At 61.3% G+C, this 18,091-nt stretch carries 17 protein-coding genes; 7 read left to right on the forward strand and 10 right to left on the reverse strand.

Translation table 11 applies throughout. The features are described 5' to 3' along the window. Window positions 1-12: 12 nt before the first annotated feature. Together LVY75_08875 and LVY75_08880 are read right to left on the reverse strand one after the other, a co-directional pair. Entirely contained in the window at window positions 13-480 is a 468-nt protein-coding gene (locus tag LVY75_08875) for an MEKHLA domain-containing protein (protein ID XAZ20224.1), read from the reverse strand. Window positions 481-577: 97 nt separating this feature from the next. After that, window positions 578-1,378, reverse strand: a complete 801-nt coding sequence (locus tag LVY75_08880; GenBank protein ID XAZ20225.1) for a GNAT family N-acetyltransferase — start codon at window positions 1,376-1,378, stop codon at window positions 578-580. 451 nt (window positions 1,379-1,829) lie between these two features. Between LVY75_08880 and LVY75_08885 the strand changes: the two genes are divergently transcribed. Continuing rightward, window positions 1,830-2,072, forward strand: a complete 243-nt coding sequence (locus LVY75_08885; GenBank protein ID XAZ20226.1) for a DUF982 domain-containing protein — start codon at window positions 1,830-1,832, stop codon at window positions 2,070-2,072. Between the two features lie 19 nt (window positions 2,073-2,091). Continuing rightward, on the forward strand, window positions 2,092-2,367 hold the full coding sequence (locus tag LVY75_08890; GenBank protein ID XAZ20227.1) for a hypothetical protein: 276 nt from the start codon (window positions 2,092-2,094) through the stop codon (window positions 2,365-2,367). Window positions 2,368-2,394: 27 nt separating this feature from the next. Here LVY75_08890 and LVY75_08895 read toward each other — a convergent pair whose 3' ends face one another. Further along, complete coding sequence (locus LVY75_08895) at window positions 2,395-3,846, reverse strand: aldehyde dehydrogenase (GenBank protein ID XAZ20228.1); 1,452 nt, start codon at window positions 3,844-3,846, stop codon at window positions 2,395-2,397. A gap of 292 nt (window positions 3,847-4,138) precedes the next feature. Between LVY75_08895 and LVY75_08900 the strand changes: the two genes are divergently transcribed. Beyond that, window positions 4,139-5,032, forward strand: a complete 894-nt coding sequence (locus tag LVY75_08900; protein XAZ20229.1) for an AraC family transcriptional regulator — start codon at window positions 4,139-4,141, stop codon at window positions 5,030-5,032. A 27-nt stretch (window positions 5,033-5,059) separates the two neighbouring features. On the opposite strand, the gene LVY75_08905 is transcribed toward LVY75_08900, so the two are convergent. From LVY75_08905 to LVY75_08925, 5 genes are all read right to left on the reverse strand, one after another. Beyond that, window positions 5,060-6,694, reverse strand: a complete 1,635-nt coding sequence (locus LVY75_08905) for an FGGY-family carbohydrate kinase (protein ID XAZ20230.1) — start codon at window positions 6,692-6,694, stop codon at window positions 5,060-5,062. Window positions 6,695-6,757: 63 nt separating this feature from the next. Further along, window positions 6,758-7,486 carry an SDR family oxidoreductase gene (locus LVY75_08910; GenBank protein XAZ20231.1) on the reverse strand — a complete coding sequence of 243 codons (729 nt, stop codon included), beginning with the start codon at window positions 7,484-7,486 and terminating at the stop codon, window positions 6,758-6,760. Window positions 7,487-7,510: 24 nt separating this feature from the next. Continuing rightward, window positions 7,511-8,770 carry a sugar ABC transporter permease gene (locus LVY75_08915; protein XAZ20232.1) on the reverse strand — a complete coding sequence of 420 codons (1,260 nt, stop codon included), beginning with the start codon at window positions 8,768-8,770 and terminating at the stop codon, window positions 7,511-7,513. Continuing rightward, complete coding sequence (locus tag LVY75_08920; protein XAZ21371.1) at window positions 8,767-9,567, reverse strand: ATP-binding cassette domain-containing protein; 801 nt, start codon at window positions 9,565-9,567, stop codon at window positions 8,767-8,769. Before LVY75_08920 ends, LVY75_08915 begins: the two co-directional genes overlap by 4 nt. A gap of 89 nt (window positions 9,568-9,656) precedes the next feature. After that, a complete protein-coding gene (locus tag LVY75_08925) occupies window positions 9,657-10,703 on the reverse strand; it encodes a sugar ABC transporter substrate-binding protein (GenBank protein ID XAZ20233.1) in 1,047 nt (348 codons plus the stop codon). A 269-nt stretch (window positions 10,704-10,972) separates the two neighbouring features. Between LVY75_08925 and LVY75_08930 the strand changes: the two genes are divergently transcribed. Continuing rightward, window positions 10,973-11,998, forward strand: coding sequence for a LacI family DNA-binding transcriptional regulator (locus tag LVY75_08930; protein ID XAZ20234.1), 1,026 nt, complete (start codon window positions 10,973-10,975; stop codon window positions 11,996-11,998). Window positions 11,999-12,229: 231 nt separating this feature from the next. Here the strand turns inward: LVY75_08930 and hutC are convergent, their stop codons facing one another. Further along, the gene (hutC, locus tag LVY75_08935; GenBank protein ID XAZ21372.1) at window positions 12,230-12,955 is read right to left on the reverse strand and encodes a histidine utilization repressor; all 726 of its coding nucleotides are present in this window, start codon (window positions 12,953-12,955) and stop codon (window positions 12,230-12,232) included. Between the two features lie 57 nt (window positions 12,956-13,012). Next, window positions 13,013-14,359, reverse strand: a complete 1,347-nt coding sequence (locus tag LVY75_08940; GenBank protein ID XAZ20235.1) for a formimidoylglutamate deiminase — start codon at window positions 14,357-14,359, stop codon at window positions 13,013-13,015. A gap of 124 nt (window positions 14,360-14,483) precedes the next feature. Between LVY75_08940 and hutI the strand changes: the two genes are divergently transcribed. Genes hutI through hutG form a run of 3 tightly spaced genes read left to right on the forward strand, consistent with a single transcriptional unit; the run spans window position 14,484 to window position 18,077 of the window. Next, window positions 14,484-15,743, forward strand: coding sequence for an imidazolonepropionase (gene hutI, locus LVY75_08945; GenBank protein XAZ20236.1), 1,260 nt, complete (start codon window positions 14,484-14,486; stop codon window positions 15,741-15,743). Beyond that, complete coding sequence (gene hutH, locus LVY75_08950; GenBank protein XAZ20237.1) at window positions 15,740-17,275, forward strand: histidine ammonia-lyase; 1,536 nt, start codon at window positions 15,740-15,742, stop codon at window positions 17,273-17,275. The genes hutI and hutH overlap by 4 nt, the downstream gene beginning before the upstream one ends. A 1-nt stretch (window position 17,276) precedes the next feature. Continuing rightward, a complete protein-coding gene (hutG, locus tag LVY75_08955; protein XAZ20238.1) occupies window positions 17,277-18,077 on the forward strand; it encodes an N-formylglutamate deformylase in 801 nt (266 codons plus the stop codon). The last annotated feature ends 14 nt before the right edge of the window (window positions 18,078-18,091 follow it).

Raw genomic sequence — 18,091 nt, forward strand, 5'->3', positions numbered from 1 at the left:
CAAGACGGCGGTTTAGGAGGGCGGCACCTCGGCCCACTGCGAGAAGGTCGCTGCCTGGCCGAAATCCTGTCCGTCTGCGGTGCGAAGCTGCCAGACTATTCCATCTTCCATCCAGAACCGGCTCCCCGACTTCGTGACCCGCAATCCCCGATAGCCCGTCATAAATCCGTTGCGTGCCACCGCATCGAGCAACGCCTGGCGCTCTGACCGCTCGCTTGGGCCAGCGGATAAACGCGACTGCAGCTTCACGAACTCACTCCAGCAGTACCCGAACCGCCTCTGTGCTGCACCATTGGCATAGACGAAGACCGGATCGGGCGCAGTATTATGGGCAAGAACCACAAACGGGGCATCGCCGTAGAGCCATTCAGGTCCCCGATCCCTGGGGAGAAGGTCTCGTCCGAGAAGACGCCTGAAGCTTCCAGTGAGAAGCTCAAAGAATTCGGGATCGTTCGGGTTCAGTTCGCCGTTCAACTGCATCTCGTTTCCTTCTCAAGTCCGGCCGCTTCACGGGGCTTGTTCCGATCTAGTCACGGGATATGGCATCGGTGCGGCAATCAGCATCGGCGGGAAGGACTTAGTTCGGCAGGAGATAATTCTTGCGAATATAGGATGGCTTGAAGCCTGCCTTCGTCAGGTTTCCGAAGGATATGTTCGGTTGTCCTTCTTCCGGTTTGGCTGTTTCCACCGCAAACAGCGAGACACCCTGAGCAAGGCCCTCGTTCAATCGCGCATTGATCAGCGCCTTTTGCGCACCGAGATTCCGATATTCGGCAAGCGTCGTTCCGACTCCCAGCCAGGCACATCCATCCTCAATGAACATCGCCCCGGTTCCAATCGGCGTGCCGTCCAGTTCCGCAATGAAGCAGGCCCAGCCTTTCTTGGCGACCAGGGATGACCATAGTGGTTCAAGCGCCGTCGGAAAAGCAAAGCCTGCGCACATCAGCCTGCCGACAATCGGCGCGTCCTCGATACCGGCCAGCCGCACCCGCACAGGTCCCTCGAATGGAAGCGGGGCGGACGGTGCAGGCCGCGTGAGTTTTGCCCAGGCACCATCTTCGACCAGTTTCTGCTCCAGGATCCAGTCACGCAATTCGTTGGAGGCGGAGGTTTCGCTGATCTGAACATGCCGCCTGCCAGTTCTGGTCTTCATCCATTCGAATGCGACATTAAGTTCGTCTCTGCTATTCAATGCAAGGATGCGATTGAGCCCAACCGCAGGAGCTGTAGGCAGCGAAATGGCGCAGCCTTGGGCCACCGGCAGGCAGGTAAACTCGACGCTGTCTTTAAAAGGTTGGGGCGTGACCCTCGCAAGATCGATGAAAGCCCTGGCCTCGATGACCTCTTCCCAGGCAATTCTGCCGCTTGAAATGCTCAATTTACTTCCTCTTTTTCATCGACCGATCGCCAAGAACTGCTGCGTATTTGCCCCGGACCGATCCTCCCGGTCCTTTCGAGAGCAGGATCGCGGGTGTTCAAATAACCTGTATCGCATTCACTGATAAACTATGCATCCGATCAAGAAAGATAAGGCTGGGATTTAGAAGTCCAGACGGGCTGTTCAATTGCGCCGCAAAACGTGCGGTGCGCAGTCACTACGAACAGCCCTCAGAAATGGATTAACATGAGAGGATCCCGTGGGAACTGCCATCCCCTGCCGGACAAGGTGGGCTAATAGCAGGCGATGGCGGGCGTCCAGAAACTCGGCACGGCCGAGAGCTGCCGTTTGCACACCTGCGGTAAAGCCGCGATTAACCAACCGATCTCCAGCGCGGGAACAAATTCCCGTTCGCGACGTTATGGCGCTCGCGACAGGAGGAGGAAAACCGATGCCAAATACCCGATGGAGCGAGCCGGTCGAGATCGAGTTCGACAACGCCGGATCCCGGACCGTCAGAGGCCCGTTCGATGCGCTCATCTATCTCCATGACATGTGGCCGCGACGCACGGGAGCGAAATTCGTGAAGGCAAGCAACGCCTGCAAGGGCGCCGTCGAAGGGCGCATCAGCGTGGAAACCGCAAGGGACGATTTTCTCGCCGCCGCCGCAGAAGCGAAGCTGAGCACACATTAGGCCCAGGAGGCGCGCACATATGCGCGCGCCCACCTTTATTTCCGAGGAGAAGAGCTGCATGCGCGCCTTGCTGGTATCGTTGTTGACGTTGGCCGTAGCCGCCATTTCGACAGGCCCGGTCAATTCCGCCGACATGATTCAAAGTTATGAACGACCCCATGTCGCCAAGCATCGACCGAAGCCGATCGTTCGTGCGCGGTATGTGCAGCGTCGATATCTCGATTGCACGGACATGATCGTGGAATACCGCTATATTCCACGCACGAATTTCGTGACCGTCTGCCATCGCCTGTAAGGCGTGCCCGGCTACAAAGTCCTGGCATCAGATTGGATAATGCCCCGGCTGCGATGCCACGGTAAGCCACCGCAGGTCGGTGAATTCGTTGATGCCGGCCTTGCCGCCGAAGCGGCCATATCCGGAGGCCTTCACGCCGCCGAACGGCATCTGTGCCTCGTCATGAACGGTCGGACCGTTCACATGGCAGATGCCGCTTTCGATCCGTCTTGCGACCCCCATCGCGCGGGTGGCATCCCGGCCGAAGACTGCGGCAGACAGGCCATACTCCGTATCATTGGCAACACGGACCGCCTCATCGACACCACGCACGCGCACCATGCAGGCAACCGGACCGAAGCTTTCCTCGCCATAGATCCGCATCGACGGCGTCACGTGGTCGAGCACAGTCGCATCCATCAGGGTTCCGACTGCACGGCCACCTGCCAACAGGCGTGCCCCCTTGGAAACCGCGTCCTCGATCAGGCCGTTGACGCGTTCCACCGCATCAAGACCGATCATCGAGCCGAGCGGCGAATTGCTTTGGCGCGGATCGCCGGCGACGAGCGTCGAGGCCTTGCGGGCGAACATATCGGCGAACTCGTCGGCAACCGTCTCGTCGACGACAATCCTCTCGGTCGACATGCAGATCTGACCCTGGTTCATGAAGGCGCCGAAGGCCGCGGCCTTCACCGCTTCGCCGATATCGGCGTCATCAAGCACCAGGAAGGGGGCCTTGCCGCCGAGTTCCAACAGCACGGGTTTCAGATGGCGCGCGGAAACCTCTGCAATCACCCTTCCAACGCGGGTCGAACCGGTGAAATTGACGCGGCGTACCGCCGGATGGGCGATCATCTTTTCGACAACGGTCGCGGCATCGGCAGGAGCATTGGTCACGACATTGACGACACCGTCACCAAGACCTGCTTCCTGCAATGTCTCGCCGATCAGGTGATGTGTCCTGGGGCAAAGCTCGGAGGCCTTGAGGATAACGGTATTGCCGCAGGCAAGCGGCAGGGCGACTGCACGCACGCCGAGGATGACAGGAGCATTCCAGGGAGCGATACCGAGGACGACGCCAGCTGGCTGCCGCACGGCCATTGCCATCAGGCCTGGCTTGTCCGACGGGATGACCTCGCCACTGATCTGGGTGCACATGGCGGCGGCTTCACGCAACATGTTGGCGGCGAGATAGACATTGAAGCCTGCCCAGGCGGCAGTCGAGCCGGTTTCCTCGGCCATCGCGGCGATGAATTCGCCCGTGCGGGAATCCAGGAGGTCGGCAGCCTTTGAAAGGCGCTTGCGCCGTTCAGTCGGAGCGAGCGCCGACCAGGCCGGAAAGGCTGCAGCTGCTGCAACAACGGCCGCATGCGCATCGTCCAGCGTTGCCGCAGCGGCCGTGGTTGCCACCTGACCGGTAATCGGGTTCAGCCGTTCGAAAGTCACGCCGTTCGAGGCCGGCATGGTGCGGCCATCAATGAGAAGCATCAGGTCTACCATCTCGTTCCCTTTCCGATATGCGCCTGCTGTCCCTCCCAAGGGATGGCGCGATGATGTTTGCTGGTTTCCGGCATATGCCGGGCTCATGCGAATCGGGCGCTCACGCCCGGCAATCGACCTCTTTCACGGGAAGTTCCTCACCCTGCTGCCTGAATATCAGGTTCTCCTCGCAATCCAGTAGGAACCAATCCGCCACGAAATAGAATGGATATTTCTGGCAGTCTATTGTACTTTTTCCGAGAATTTGCCGAGCAAGAACGGCAGCACTACCGTTTTAAGTTTCGAGGCAGACATGGCCGAAAGATCGGTTGATACGCCAGCTCTGTCTGTCATCGCGGCGGCGATTGCCGCCGGTCTCGGTAGCCAGACCTGGAGCCTGGGCACCCGTGACAGCCGCCCCTCCTACAGGGCCTTCTTCGTCTCCCGCGGCAAGGCGACATTGTTCATTGACGGGCAGGAGGAACTCGGGCTTGCAGCACCGGCATTGCTCTGGCTGCCCCGACGGGTTGCGGGGAGATTCGTCCTTGCCGCCGGCGGTGAAGGGGCGATGCTGCTGGCCGCCGAAAATGTCGTCCACAGGACGGTCGGCGACAGTCCGGCTGCCGTCCAGCTGCATGACATGATCGAGCGAATCGTCGTCGCTCAAGGCGAAGACCTTGCCGGGCATGCAGCCGACATCGGTCGCGCCTTCGCGGTGATGACCGAGGAAGGACAGCATCTTCTACCGGGAGGAACTGCCATCGTAAGCGCCTATCTCTCCGTGCTGCTATTGCGGCTCTGGCGAGCCTCCGGAGCTTCCTTGCCGACGACGTCTGGCACCGGGGCAATGACGCTGCAGCGGTTCCGGCAGATCGTCGAACTGCGCTATCGCGAGCAGCCGGCGATCGCCGATATCGCTCGCACCATGGGCATCACCTATGACCATCTGCATCGGGTCTGTATCGCCGGCGTCGGGAAAAGCCCCTTGGAACTGATCCACGAAAGGTTGATCGCCGAGGCGAAACTGCGGCTTGGGCAATCGCAGCAGTCGGTCGAGCAGATCGGTTTCGGGCTCGGTTTTCGCGATCCCGGCTATTTCAGCCGCTTCTTCAAGAGCCGTGTCGGCGAGCCGCCAGGCGCCTACCGGCGCAAGATCGCCGCGCAGTCGGAGAAAGACCTCGTCCCGTCCTTTGCCGCCTGGCCGTGAGACACTCGCGACTGGGACGGCGGCCGTTCAGAATTTCCGCAACTCACGCGTCAGCGTCTGGAACTGTCTGAAACCCTCATAACGCTTTGCGTGACGATCAGCGATCGCACCTTGCGCCGGCTCATAGGTCTTCTCAACGGCCGAGAGTTTCGTCATCGCCGCACGCATATCGGAAAACAGACCGCCCGCGACGGCGCCGAGGATCGCCGCGCCCAGAAGGACAGGTTCCTCGGCCTTCGTCGCGATCACCGGCTTGCCGCTCGCATCGGCAAGCATCTGACGGACGAAATCATGCTGGCCGGCGCCGCCGCTGATCACGACGTTCTCGATGGTAACGCCGGCATCGGCCTGCGTGTTGATGATCTGTCTCAGACCATAGCCTATGCCGCAAAGACCGGCGATGTAGAGCGCGACCAGACTGTCGATATCCCTCTCCATGTCGAGGCCGGCGATGACGGCGCGGGCATGCGGATCGGCAAAGGGTGCGCGATTGCCGAGGAATTCAGGAACGACATGCAGGCCTGCGACAAGCTCAACGGCATCGGAGGAGCGCCCTGCCTTCCGCACCGCCATATCCGCCAACAGGGCCGGCAGCGGAACACCCGCACGATTCGAAAGCTCTCGCGCCTCGCTGGCAGCCGGATGGAAAGAGAGCAGCTGATCGATGGCCGCGCCTGCCGCACTCTGGCCACCTTCGTTCAACCACATGCCCGGCACCATGGCCGAAAAATAGGGACCCCAGACGCCCGGAACGAAGGCCGGCTGCGATGTCGATGTCATGGTGCAGGACGAGGTGCCGAAGACGTAGCCGAGATTGGCCTGCGGGCCGGCGCCGATCCCGACCGTTCCGATACCGCCGGCATGCGCATCGATGAGACCGGCGGCAACCGCCGTTCCCGGCAGGAGACCAAGTTCACCGGCCACAGCCGCGGTCAGTCCCTGACCGAGTGCCGAACCCGGCTCGACGATCGATTGCCCGATACGGGTAAAACCTTCGTCGGCCAGTACGCCGAGGCCGATCTGGTGGAAATAGGAGGCATCCCAACGTTTCTCATGGGCGAGATAGGTCCACTTGCACGTGACCGTGCAGGTCGAGCGCGACAGGTCGCCGGTTGCCCGCCAGGTCAGGAAATCAGCGAGATCGAAGAACTGCCAGGCGGCATCGAAGACCTGCGGCCGGTTTTCCTTCAGCCAAAGCAGTTTCGGTGTTTCCATCTCGGGCGAGATACGTCCGCCGACATAACGCAGCACGTCATGACCGAGCGCGTTGATGCGCTCCGCCTGCGGAACGGCGCGATGATCCATCCAGACAATGATGTCACGGTTCGGATCTTCCGAGGGACCGACGGGCAACGGTCCGCCATTCTTGCCGAGTACGACCAGCGAGCAGGTCGCGTCGAAACCGAGGCCGGCAACCGAAGCCGGATCGACACCGCTTGTCGCCACGATCTCGCGAACGGCGGCACAGACCGCTGCCCAGATTTCGGTACTCGATTGCTCGACGATCGAACCGGTCTCGTGGAAGAGCGTGATATCCCGCTTGGCGGATGCAAGCATCCGCCCATCAAGGTCGAACAGGCCCGCGCGGGCGCTGCCGGTGCCGACATCGACGCCGATAACATGTTTGGCACCCGCTGGTGGCGTGCGTGAAGTGTCGCTCATGATCTCTCGTTTCAAATCGGCAGTTTCAGGTTCTAGAGCAATCCGGAACCGGACCTGTCAACCTCAGAGGTCGACGCTGTTCGGCAGGATCACCAGATCGCGGACGGTGACGTTGCGCGGCCGCGATAGCATGAAGAGCACGGCCTCGGCCACTTCCTTCGGCTGCATCAGGCTGCCGTTGGCGAGCGCCTCTTCCATCTTGGCTTTCGGCCAGTCATCCAAGAGCGCGGTGACGACCGGTCCCGGCAATACGGCGCCGACGCGCACGCCATGCTGTGCGACCTGGCGGCGGGTCGAATGGACGAAGGCCTGAACGGCAAATTTCGAGGCCGTATAGATCGGCTCCCAGACGACGGGCACGACGCCGGCGATCGAGCTTGTAAACAGGATATCGCCGGACTTCTGCTCTATCATGTGCGGCAACACGGCGTGGACCGAGCGGAAGGCCGCATTGATATTGAGGTTGAGCATCCGGTCCCAGGCATCCGGATCGCCTTCGGCTACCGGCCCGCCGATATAGCCGCCGGCATTGGCGTGGAAGATATCGAGCCGGCCGGCCAATTCCAGGATGCGCGGCAGCATGCCGGAGACCTGCGGGCCGTCGAGAAGATCGACGACGAGCGGCAGGGCGCCCTTACCGATCTCCTTGCAGAGAGACTCGAGCTTGTCCTTGGCACGGTCGATGAGCACGACGGTTGCGCCTTCGGCATGAAGCGTGCGGGCGCATTCCAGGCCAATGCCAGATGCCGCACCGGTAATGGCGGCAACCTTGCCTTTCATGAGATCAGTCACGTGAATACTCCTTGAGAATGCGGGTCAGGCGCGGCCGTGGCTGACACGGGACCGGCGGGCAAGCGAATCGACGATGACGGCGATGGCGAGAACAGCACCTGTTATCATGTAGCGCAGCGAGGAACTGAGATTGAGCAGCGTGAGCCCGTTGGAAATCGCCTGGATAACGATGATACCGAGCAGAGCCGAATAGGCGCTGCCACGCCCGCCGAAGAGGCTGGTACCGCCGATGACCGCCGCCGCAATGGCGTTCAGGTTCACATCGCCGGTGCCGGCCTGCTGGCTGGAAGAGGCAAGTCGCGAGGCCGACAGGATGCCGCCGATCGTGGCAAGCGTCGAGCAAAGCACGAAAGCGCTGAGATAGATGCGACGCACATTGATGCCGGCGCGGCGCGCCGCTTCGCGATTGCCGCCGACGGCAAACATCGAGCGTCCCCATTTTGTGCGCGTCAGCGCGTAGTTGAGGATGACGGCGATGGCGACGAAGAGACCGAACATCCACGGCACGCCACGGCCGAGATTGAGATAATAAACGGCAAATTCCAGCGCGGCAGTGAGCACGATCGCCTTGATCGCGAGAGCGCCAACCGGTGGCGAGGAGAGATTCGAGGCCTGGCGCTGGCGGCGCTTTCGCATTTCATTGACGACAAGGACCACGCCCGGCAGCAGGGCAAGCACGTAGGACAGCCAGTCCGGCATGACGAGGATCTGGCCGAAACGGACGAGCGGCGAGGCGTAAGGCAGATTGATGCTGCCGCTTGGTCCTAGGATATAAAGCTGCATGCCGAGCAGCGCGAGCAGGCCGGCCAGGGTGGCGACGAAGCTCGGCATGCCGAGCCTGTTGTAGAGAACAGCGTAGAGCGCGCCGACGATAATGCCGGCAACGATCGCGACCAGGATCGCCAGAGGAATCGGCCAGCCCATGTTGACCCAAAGCACGCCGAGGATGGCAGAGGAAAGACCGCTCATAGAACCGACGGAGAGATCGATTTCTCCGAGCATCAGCACGCAGACGATGCCGAGCGAGATAACGCCGACGGTGGCGCAGTCGAACAGCAGATTGACGAGGTTGTTCGGCGCCAGAAACACCGGATTGAGCAGCGAGAAGACCGTCGAGATGACAATCAGGCCGACAAAAACCGGCAGCATGCCGAGATCGCCCGAGCGTACGCGGTCGAAGAAGGCCTTGACCATGCCCGTAATGTTGTCGTCGTGGCGGACGCGCTCGTCGCTGCGGTCAAGGGTAGCCGGCTGGCGGATAGTCTCTGACATCTTCTGGCTCATGCGGGCCTCCCGCTGGTTTCATGGGCAGCACCCGTCTTGCGCTCGATGCGCCGGGAGACGGCGTTTTCGGTGGCGCCGGTGATGGCGGCGACGAGTTCCTGATTGGACGAATCCGGCGTGAAGACGCCATTGTTGCGCCCAAGGCGCAGCACGACGATGCGGTCCGCCACGGCGCGCACGTCTTCCATATTGTGGCTGATGATGATGACACCGAGGCCACGCTCACGGACGCGCTCGATCAGGTTCAGCACCTCCGCAGTCTGGGCGACACCGAGCGCTGCGGTCGGTTCGTCCAGCATGATGATCTTCGGATCGAGCAACAGCGAACGCGCGATGGCAACCGTCTGGCGCTGACCGCCGGAAAGCGAGGCGATCGGCTCGCGCACCGAGGGGATGCGGGCGGCAAGTTCCCGGAGCAAAGTCCAGGCTCGCACTTCCATGGCCACTTCGTCGAGGCCCCACGGAGAGATTTCATGGCCGAGGAAAAGATTGGCGACGACGTCGAGGTTTTCGCAGAGCGCGAGATCCTGGAAGACAGTGGCAATGCCGAGTTCCAGCGCCTTGCCGGGACTGTCGAGCGTGACGTTCTGGCCGCAGAACTCGATCGTTCCGGACGAAGGCTGGTGCACGCCCGCCAGGACCTTGATCAGGGTCGACTTGCCGGCACCATTGTCACCGACCAGCGCCACGACCTCGCCGGCCTTCACGTCCAGTTCGATGTCGGTCAGCGCCGACACGGCGCCGAAATTTTTGGAAATATTGCTCAACCGGAGGATCGTCTGACCCTTCTCCGGCATATCCTTCAGATCCCTGCTCATGGGGCAGTCCTTCTTGCCATAGGGGCATCCGGCCGCGACGGGCGCGGCCGGAGTTCACTCAACCGCGTTTAGTTGGTAATGCCAAGCTTCTTGCAGCCTTCGGCATATTCACCGGTGCAGATCTGCTCGGGCGTCTGGATCTTCTTGTCGAAGATTTCTGCCTTGATGTTCTCTGCCGTCACGACGGCAGGGATGAACAGCTGAGACGGCGTATTGTAAAGCGTCGTCTTGGCCTCGGGCTTTTCACCCTTGATCATCTGCACCGCAACATTGGCAGCGGCTGCCGCGACGATTTCCGATGGCTTGGAAATCGTGTTGTACTGGTCTCCAGAAATGACCAGCTGAAGCGCTGCAATCGTCGCGTCATTGCCGGTGACCGGGGGAACCGGCTTGACACCGGCGGCCTTGAACGCGGCAATCGCGCCGCCGGCCGTGCCGTCATTGGCGGCGACCACGCCCTTGATGTCAGCGCCAAAGCGGGTGATCTGGCCGGCAGCCCATTCCTGTGCCTTCGGCGGCGCCCATTCCGGCGTGTCATATTCGGCAAGCGTCTTGTACGCCGATTCCTTCAGACCGCGATGGATACCATCCCGGATCAGGCCTGCGGCCGCATCGGTCGGCGAACCGTTGATTTCGAGCACGCCCGCGCCATCGGCGACGCCGGCAGCCTTTAGGTGTTCGACAAGCGATTTGGCGATGGCATAACCGATGCCTTCATTGTCGAAGGAGACGTAATAGTCAGCAGGCTTGTCCGGAATCGGGCGGTCATAAGCGATGACCTTGACGTCCTGCGACTGGGCGATCTCGACGAGACCAGCGGCGGCGGCAGAATCGACGGGGTCGAGCACGACGACCTTGGCGCCCTGTGCTATCACCGAGTTGAACTGCTGCTGCTGCAGCGAGGCGTCGGCGTTGGCGTTCTGATAGATGACCGTGCACTTCGGGCACAGCTTTTCCATCTCGGCCTTGAAGCCGGGGAAATCGTGCTGCTCATAACGTGTGGATGCCTGGTCAGGCATCAGGAAAGCGACGGTCGCAGCTTCCTGAGCTGAAGCCGCACCGGCAAGCCCCATGAAAACTGTCACGGATGCCATGAGCAAATTGCGATAATTCATTTTCTCCTCCTTGGTGTGATCGAAAGACAGGACCAGGCATTGCTGGAAGTCACTGCGGTTTGCCCGCTCGCCGCTCTCGCCGCCATAAAACCGGCGAGCAAAGCGCCCCTGCAAAAGGACAGCCTCTCCGCAGCCCCTTAGAAACACCTCCCTGTACCGGCCGATTAACCGGTTTGTATCATCGATTGCGCAAGCTTGCTCAATCGATGAAGCAAGAATTGCCACTTCCGCAGATTGATGTCAAGTTACCGTCAAACGGAGAAGGCATTTTGAATCAGGTGAAGCAGACGAAGAGGACGACGATCTATGATCTGGCGGAGCTTGCCGGCACATCGGCCAGCGCCGTCAGCGCCGTGCTCAATGGCAACTGGAAGAAGCGCAGGATCAGCAGCCAGCTTGCCGAAAAGATCATCCGGATCGCCGAGGAGCAGGGGTATGCGCTGAACATGCAGGCGAGCCTGCTGAGGCGCGAAAAATCCCATATCATCGGCATGATCGTGCCTAAATACGACAACCGCTATTTCGGATCGATCGTCGAACTCTTCGAAGACATGGCACGTGCGCGCGGCCTTTTTCCGATCATCACCTGTACACGCCGCGACCCGCAGCTGGAGGTCGAGGCGGCGCGTACGATGCTCTCCTACCAGGTCGAATGCCTGATCGCGACGGGTGCGACCGATCCCGACCGGATCACTGAAATGTGTGCGGCGGCCGGCGTGCGCAGCTTCAACCTCGACCTTCCAGGCGCGCTTGCCCCTTCGGTCATCTCGGACAATTTCGCCGGCGCGCGGGAACTGACACGCCGGATCCTGAAAAACAGTGAGCAAAGGCTCGGCAGGATGGAGCCGCTGCTCTTCATTGGCGGGCGCGGCAGCGACCACAACACGGCCGAGCGCATCCGCGGCTTTCGCGCTGCGCATGAAGATCTCGGTGTCGCCGTGCACGAGGAGAATATCCTCGCCTGCGGTTATGCCCCTGAAAAGGCCGAAAAAGCGTTGGACGAGCGCGCGCTGCGCGGCAATGCCCTACCCAAAGGCATGTTCGTCAACTCGACGATCTCGCTCGAAGGCGTCATGCGCTGGATCCGCCGCTCAGGCCATCTCGACGACCGCAGCCTTGTGCTCGGCTGTTTCGACTGGGACCCTTTTGTGACTCTGCTCGGCAATGGCATCGAGATGGTGCGCCAGGACGTGCCGGGCATGTTGAACAAGGTTTTCGAGCTCATCGAATCCGGTGCCGACAAGCCTGTCGTCATCCAGGTGCCACCGCTCATTCCGGAAGCGCAGGAGGCCTAGGCAGCGCTGTCCGCTGCGGGCCAGGCGACGATCCTGTCTGCGAGGTGCTGACAGAAATCCCCAACAATCTGTTGCTTTAAGGTAAGCGTCGACTTTCGCAATACCCTTGTTTTAGGGATGTTGACGCCGGGAAAGTCGCTCTCTATGGGAAGCCGTCGACCCAGTGCGGCGGCAAAAACAGGCGTTCGGTCATACGAGGTGATCGGACGCCTTTTCTTCGGGGAAACAGGCCTATTTCACCGCTTCGGGAGTGAAGCGCGCGTAGAGCGCGTGGCGGTTTCCGGGATAGACGAAGCGCACATGCGTCACCGGCCCAGACTTGTTCCAGGTACGTCGTTCGATGACGAGGCAAGCAGTTGCCTCGGGGATGGAAAGCATGGCGCCTTCCTCTTGATCGACACCAACTGCAAATATCTTATGCTCCGCCGCACTCCACGGAACCAGGCTCAGAAGCCACGGGCCCGGGGCCGTTTCCTCGAAATCCTCGTCCGCTGCTTCCGGCACGGTTTGAAGGTTGATCAACCGCTTTTCCAGGCAGAAAGGCTTCGATCCGGCATAGTGCGTGCAGATGACTTCGATCAGGCTTGAATTTTGCTGGAGGTCCAGCATCTGGCGATCCTGCGACTGCGCCTTTCTGCGAACACGCTTCGCGACCTTGTACGAATAGGCGAGATTGAGGGATTGAACCTCCGCCTTGATATCGTGGATTTCGAGCACTGCGGCCTGCGCTTGCGGCTGCATGACAAAGCTGCCGGATTTCTTGCGGCGTTCGATAAGACCGGCCTTCACCAGCTGGGTCAGGGCCTTGTTTACCGTCATGCGGGAGCAATCGTATTGCTTGGTCAGCTCCACTTCGAAGGGAATGCGGTAGCCAGGCGGCCATTCGCCCGAAACGATACGGCCCTCGATCTCACTGAGGATACGCTGGTGTAAGGTCGTTTCCTTGGGTTCATTCATCATTACGCTCCGGCTTCCCTCCCGCTGTAGCGCCTGGGAAGCGCGGAGGAAAGGTCGTCATGCTGCCAGGAGCTCGTTCATCGCCGCGATGAAGCGCCGGTCGATCAGGTCCCGACGCAGATGCCGGCCGTCTTCGACCTGCTTGCGGCCGAGCGCCCAGACGGTGTCGACTGCCACATCACCGGCAAAGATCCACTGATCGAGAACCTGGCTTTCGGAAAGATAGGGAACCGCTCTCGTATCAAGCGATACGATGTCGGCATAGTTGCCTGCAGCAAGACCCGCCGGTGCCTTCAATGCTGCACCACCGCCGGCTAGCGCGTGTTCAAAGAGGGCCTGGCCGGTGGAGCCGCCAGTGGTGGCGATGACATTGCGGGCACGCAGCGCCAGACGCTCGGAATATTCGAGCTGACGAAGTTCCCCGGCAATGGAAATGAGAATGTTGGAATCGGATCCGATGCCGAAGCGCCCGGCTTCGGACAAGAATAGCGGTGCCGAAAATGTCCCGTCGCCGAGATTGGCTTCGGTAATCGGGCAGAGGCCCGCAATGGCGCCGCTCCTTGCCGTCCGCCGTGTTTCGTCCGCCGTCATGTGGGTTGCGTGGATGAGGCACCAGCGCTGATCAACCGGCGCATTGTCGAGCAGCCATTGGACAGGTCTTGCGCCGGACCAGGCGAGGCAATCCTCAACCTCCCTGACCTGCTCGGCGACATGAATGTGGATGGGGCCGTCATCGGCAAGCGCAATGGCGACAGATAGTTCCTCCGGCGTGACGGCGCGCAGGCTGTGCGGCGCGACGCCGATCTCTGAACCGGGAAGCCTTCCTGCGACCTGCCGGCAGCCTTCCATCAGCCGCGCAAAACTCTCGGCGGAATTGATGAAGCGGCGCTGCCCTTCGATGGGCGCTGCGCCGCCAAAGCCGGAATGAGCGTAGAGAACCGGCAGCAACGTCAATCCGATGCCGGTTTCGGCACTCGCAGCCCCAATCCTTTCGGCCATTTCGGCGATATTCGTATAGGGGCTGCCATCCTTGTCGTGATGCAGATAGTGGAACTCGCCGACGCGGCAGAAGCCGGCTTCCAGCATTTCCATATAGAGTTTCGCCGCTACAGCTTCGACATGGTCTGGCGTCATCGAGAGCGCAAATTTGTACATGACGGTGCGCCAGCTCCAGAAACTGTCATTGGCCGGGCCGCGCACTTCAGCAAGCCCCGCCATCGCCCGCTGAAAGGCATGGCTGTGGAGGTTCGGCATTGCCGGCAGCAGGACAGCATGACGCTCGTTATCCGCGTCAGGCGCAACATCCATTTCGATTGCGGCAATGCGTCCGTCCGCAAGCGTCAGGCGCACATTCCTGCGCCAGCCTTCGGCCAACAAGGCAGCCGCCGCATGAAGTTTCGTCATGATCGCTCTCCCGTTTCGCAATTGACCGCTTCGCTTGCCTTTATGCGAAAGGCCATAAATTTCTACTTGTCACCCTTTTTATTATGTATATACATATTCAGCCATAAGGAAAGGCGTAAAGCTGATGAGTGGGAACAAATTTTCCGGATCGGGCCGCAATTCCAGCGCTCGCTCGCTATGGCGCAATGCGCGCCTTGCGACGTTGCGGGAGGATCTGCCGGGCCTTGGCATTATCGAAAAAGGCGCCGTCGTCTGTGAAGGCGGGCGCATCCTCTACGCAGGGCCGGAAGCCGAACTGCCGTCCTGGCTGATCGAGGCGGCCGACATTACCGATCTCGAAGGCCGCTGGGTCACGCCCGGCCTCGTCGACTGCCATACCCACATCGTCTATGGCGGCAACCGTGCGCGGGAATTCGAGATGCGGCTCGAAGGCGCGACCTATGAAGAGATCGCGCGCGCCGGCGGCGGCATCGTCTTCTCCGTGAAGGCAACCAATGCGCTGTCCGTCGAAGGCCTCGTCGAGGCCGCGCTGCCGCGGCTCGACACGCTGATCTCGGAAGGCGTGACCACCATCGAGGTCAAGTCCGGCTACGGGCTCAATATCGAGGCGGAACTGAAGATGCTGCGCGCCGCGCGCGCACTTGCAGACCATCGGCCGGTAAGGGTCATCACCTCCTATCTCGGCGCCCATGCAACACCCGTCGAATACAAGGGACGGAACCAGGATTACATTTCCGATGTCGTCCTGCCGGGCCTTGAGCGGGCACGTGCCGAAGGCCTCATCGACGCCGTTGACGGTTTTTGCGAAGGCATCGCCTTCTCAGTCGACGAGATCGCGCGGGTCTTCGAGAAGGCCCGTTCGCTCGGTATTCCCGTCAAGCTCCATGCCGAACAGCTCTCCAATCTCGGTGGCGCGAAACTCGCAGCCTCCTATGGTGCGCTTTCGGCCGATCATCTGGAATATCTGGATGAAGATGGCGCGCGGGCAATGGCAGCCGCCGGCACGGTTGCGGTTCTGCTCCCAGGTGCCTTCTACGCCATCAACGAGAAGCAGAAGCCGCCGGTTCAGGCCTTGAGGCAGGCCGGCGTGCACATCGCCATCGCCACGGACAGCAATCCGGGCACCTCGCCTCTCACCTCGCTGCTGCTCACCATGAACATGTCGGCGACGCTGTTCAGGCTGACGGTGGAGGAATGCATCGCCGGCGCAACCCGCGAAGGCGCCCGTGCACTCGGCCTGCTTAGCGAGACCGGCACGATCGAGGCCGGCAAGTCTGCTGATCTGGCGATCTGGGATATCGAAAGCCCCGCCGAGCTCGTCTACCGCATCGGCTTCAACCCACTTCACGCACATATTTTCAAGGGCCAGAGGATCGACCGATGACCATTACCCTCCATCCGGGCTCCGTCTCGCTGCAGGATCTCGCAACGATTTACTGGACCTGCGTCCCGGCAAAGCTCGACCCATCCTTCGACGCCGGCATCATCAAGGCGGCAAACCGCATCGCCGAGATCGCCGCTGGCAATGCGCCGGTCTACGGTATCAATACCGGCTTCGGCAAGCTCGCCTCGATCAAGATCGACAGCGCCGATGTGGCGACCCTGCAGCGCAACCTCATCCTGTCGCATTGCTGCGGTGTCGGTGAGCCACTGCCGGAAAATGTCGTGCGCCTGATCATGGCGCTGAAACTCGTTTCGCTCGGCCGCGGCGCTTCCGGCGTGCGGCTGGAACTGGTGCGACTGATCGAAGCGATGATGGCTCGCGGCGTCATCCCTGTCATTCCGGAAAAGGGCTCGGTTGGCGCTTCCGGCGACCTTGCGCCGCTTGCCCATATGACGGCCGTGATGATGGGCCATGGCGAGGCGTTCTTCGGGGGCGAGAGGCTGCATGGCGCAACCGCGCTGCTCAAGGCCGGGCTGCATCCCATCGTGCTCGCCGCCAAGGAAGGCCTGGCGCTCATCAATGGCACGCAAACCTCGACGGCGCTGGCGCTCGCCGGTCTCTTCCGCGCCCACCGGGCGGCGCAATCGGCGCTGATTACCGGCGCCATGTCAACGGATGCCGCCATGGGTTCGTCCGCACCGTTCCATCCTGACATTCATACGCTGCGCGGTCATCGGGGTCAGATCGATACGGCAGCAGCACTTCGCGCCCTGCTCGAAAACTCGCCGATCCGCCAGAGCCATATCGAAGGCGACGAGCGCGTGCAGGATCCCTACTGCATCCGCTGCCAGCCGCAGGTCGACGGCGCCTGCCTCGATCTGCTGCGCTCGGTTGCACGCACGCTGGAAATCGAGGCCAATGCCGTGACGGACAATCCGCTTGTGCTCTCGGATAATTCGGTCGTCTCCGGCGGCAATTTCCATGCAGAGCCCGTTGCCTTCGCCGCCGACCAGATCGCGCTCGCTGTCTGCGAGATCGGTGCCATTGCCCAGCGCCGCATCGCGCTACTCGTCGATCCTGCGCTTTCCTACGGATTGCCGGCGTTCCTCGCCAAGAAGCCGGGGCTGAATTCCGGCCTAATGATCGCCGAGGTCACGTCCGCCGCACTGATGAGCGAGAACAAGCAGATGTCGCATCCGGCTTCCGTCGATTCGACGCCGACCTCGGCCAATCAGGAAGACCACGTCTCCATGGCCTGTCATGGCGCGCGGCGGCTTCTGCCGATGACCGACAATCTCTTCGCCATCATCGGCATCGAGGCTTTGACCGCCGCTCAAGGCGTCGAGCTTCGCGCGCCGCTTGCGACCAGCCCGGAACTGACCAAGGCGATCGCAGCGATCCGCAACGTCGTGCCCTCGCTCGAGGAGGATCGCTACATGGCAAACGACCTGAAGGCGGCCAGCATTCTCGTTGGCGGCGGTGCTCTCAACGCATCCGTTTCAAGCGGCATCCTGCCGGCTCTGGAGGTCTGACATGTCTGTTTTCGAGGTCAAGCAAGGCACCTCCCCCGTCATCCTCGGTTTTCCGCACACGGGCACCGATGTTCCCGCCGATATATGGGAGCGCCTGAACGAGACCGGCCGGCTGCTTGCCGATACCGACTGGCATATCCACCATCTCTATGACGGCCTGCTCGACAACCCAACCGTCGTGCGCGCCACCTTCCACCGCTATGTGCTGGACGCCAACCGCGATCCCGCCGGCACGAGCCTCTATCCCGGCCAGAACACGACCGGGCTGATCCCGGAGACGGATTTCGACGGCAAGCCGATCTGGAAAGAGGGAGCAGAACCAACCGAAGCCGATATCGCAGAGCGACTGCGCACGTACCATACGCCTTACCATGCCGCTCTCGCCGCCGAGATCGAGCGGGTGAAAGCCATTCACGGTGTCGTCGTGCTCTACGACTGCCATTCCATCCGCTCGCACATTCCTTTCCTCTTCGACGGGAAGCTGCCGGATTTCAATATCGGCACGGATATGGGCAAGACCTGCGATCCGGCAATCGAACAGGCGACCGTCGCCATTGCCGCGGCTGCAACGGGTTATGACAGCATTCTGAACGGTCGCTTCAAGGGCGGCTGGACGACCCGCCACTACGGCAGGCCGGAAACCGGCGTCCACGCCATCCAGATGGAGCTTGCCCAATCAACGCATCTGGCAACCGAAGCATCGCCCTTCGCCTATGACGAGGCCAAGGCTGACAAGCTGCGCATCCATCTCAAATCCATCCTGACGCGGATCGAAGAGATCGCGCTCGGTCTGAAACGCTAAAACAAGGGAACATC

This window comes from Sinorhizobium sp. B11, assembly GCA_039725955.1.
Taxonomy (GTDB): Bacteria; Pseudomonadota; Alphaproteobacteria; order Rhizobiales; family Rhizobiaceae; genus Rhizobium.

Coding starts and splice junctions, on each gene's coding strand:
- LVY75_08885 (XAZ20226.1), top strand. CDS start 1,830: ATGCCAAATACCCGATGGAGCGAGCCGGTCGAGATCGAGTTCGACAAC.
- LVY75_08925 (XAZ20233.1), bottom strand. CDS start 10,703: ATGAATTATCGCAATTTGCTCATGGCATCCGTGACAGTTTTCATGGGG.
- LVY75_08900 (XAZ20229.1), top strand. CDS start 4,139: ATGGCCGAAAGATCGGTTGATACGCCAGCTCTGTCTGTCATCGCGGCG.
- LVY75_08940 (XAZ20235.1), bottom strand. CDS start 14,359: ATGACGAAACTTCATGCGGCGGCTGCCTTGTTGGCCGAAGGCTGGCGC.
- LVY75_08920 (XAZ21371.1), bottom strand. CDS start 9,567: ATGCCGGAGAAGGGTCAGACGATCCTCCGGTTGAGCAATATTTCCAAA.
- LVY75_08905 (XAZ20230.1), bottom strand. CDS start 6,694: ATGAGCGACACTTCACGCACGCCACCAGCGGGTGCCAAACATGTTATC.
- LVY75_08875 (XAZ20224.1), bottom strand. CDS start 480: ATGCAGTTGAACGGCGAACTGAACCCGAACGATCCCGAATTCTTTGAG.
- LVY75_08915 (XAZ20232.1), bottom strand. CDS start 8,770: ATGAGCCAGAAGATGTCAGAGACTATCCGCCAGCCGGCTACCCTTGAC.
- LVY75_08890 (XAZ20227.1), top strand. CDS start 2,092: ATGCGCGCGCCCACCTTTATTTCCGAGGAGAAGAGCTGCATGCGCGCC.
- hutC (XAZ21372.1), bottom strand. CDS start 12,955: ATGAATGAACCCAAGGAAACGACCTTACACCAGCGTATCCTCAGTGAG.
- hutG (XAZ20238.1), top strand. CDS start 17,277: ATGTCTGTTTTCGAGGTCAAGCAAGGCACCTCCCCCGTCATCCTCGGT.
- LVY75_08895 (XAZ20228.1), bottom strand. CDS start 3,846: ATGGTAGACCTGATGCTTCTCATTGATGGCCGCACCATGCCGGCCTCG.
- hutI (XAZ20236.1), top strand. CDS start 14,484: ATGAGTGGGAACAAATTTTCCGGATCGGGCCGCAATTCCAGCGCTCGC.
- hutH (XAZ20237.1), top strand. CDS start 15,740: ATGACCATTACCCTCCATCCGGGCTCCGTCTCGCTGCAGGATCTCGCA.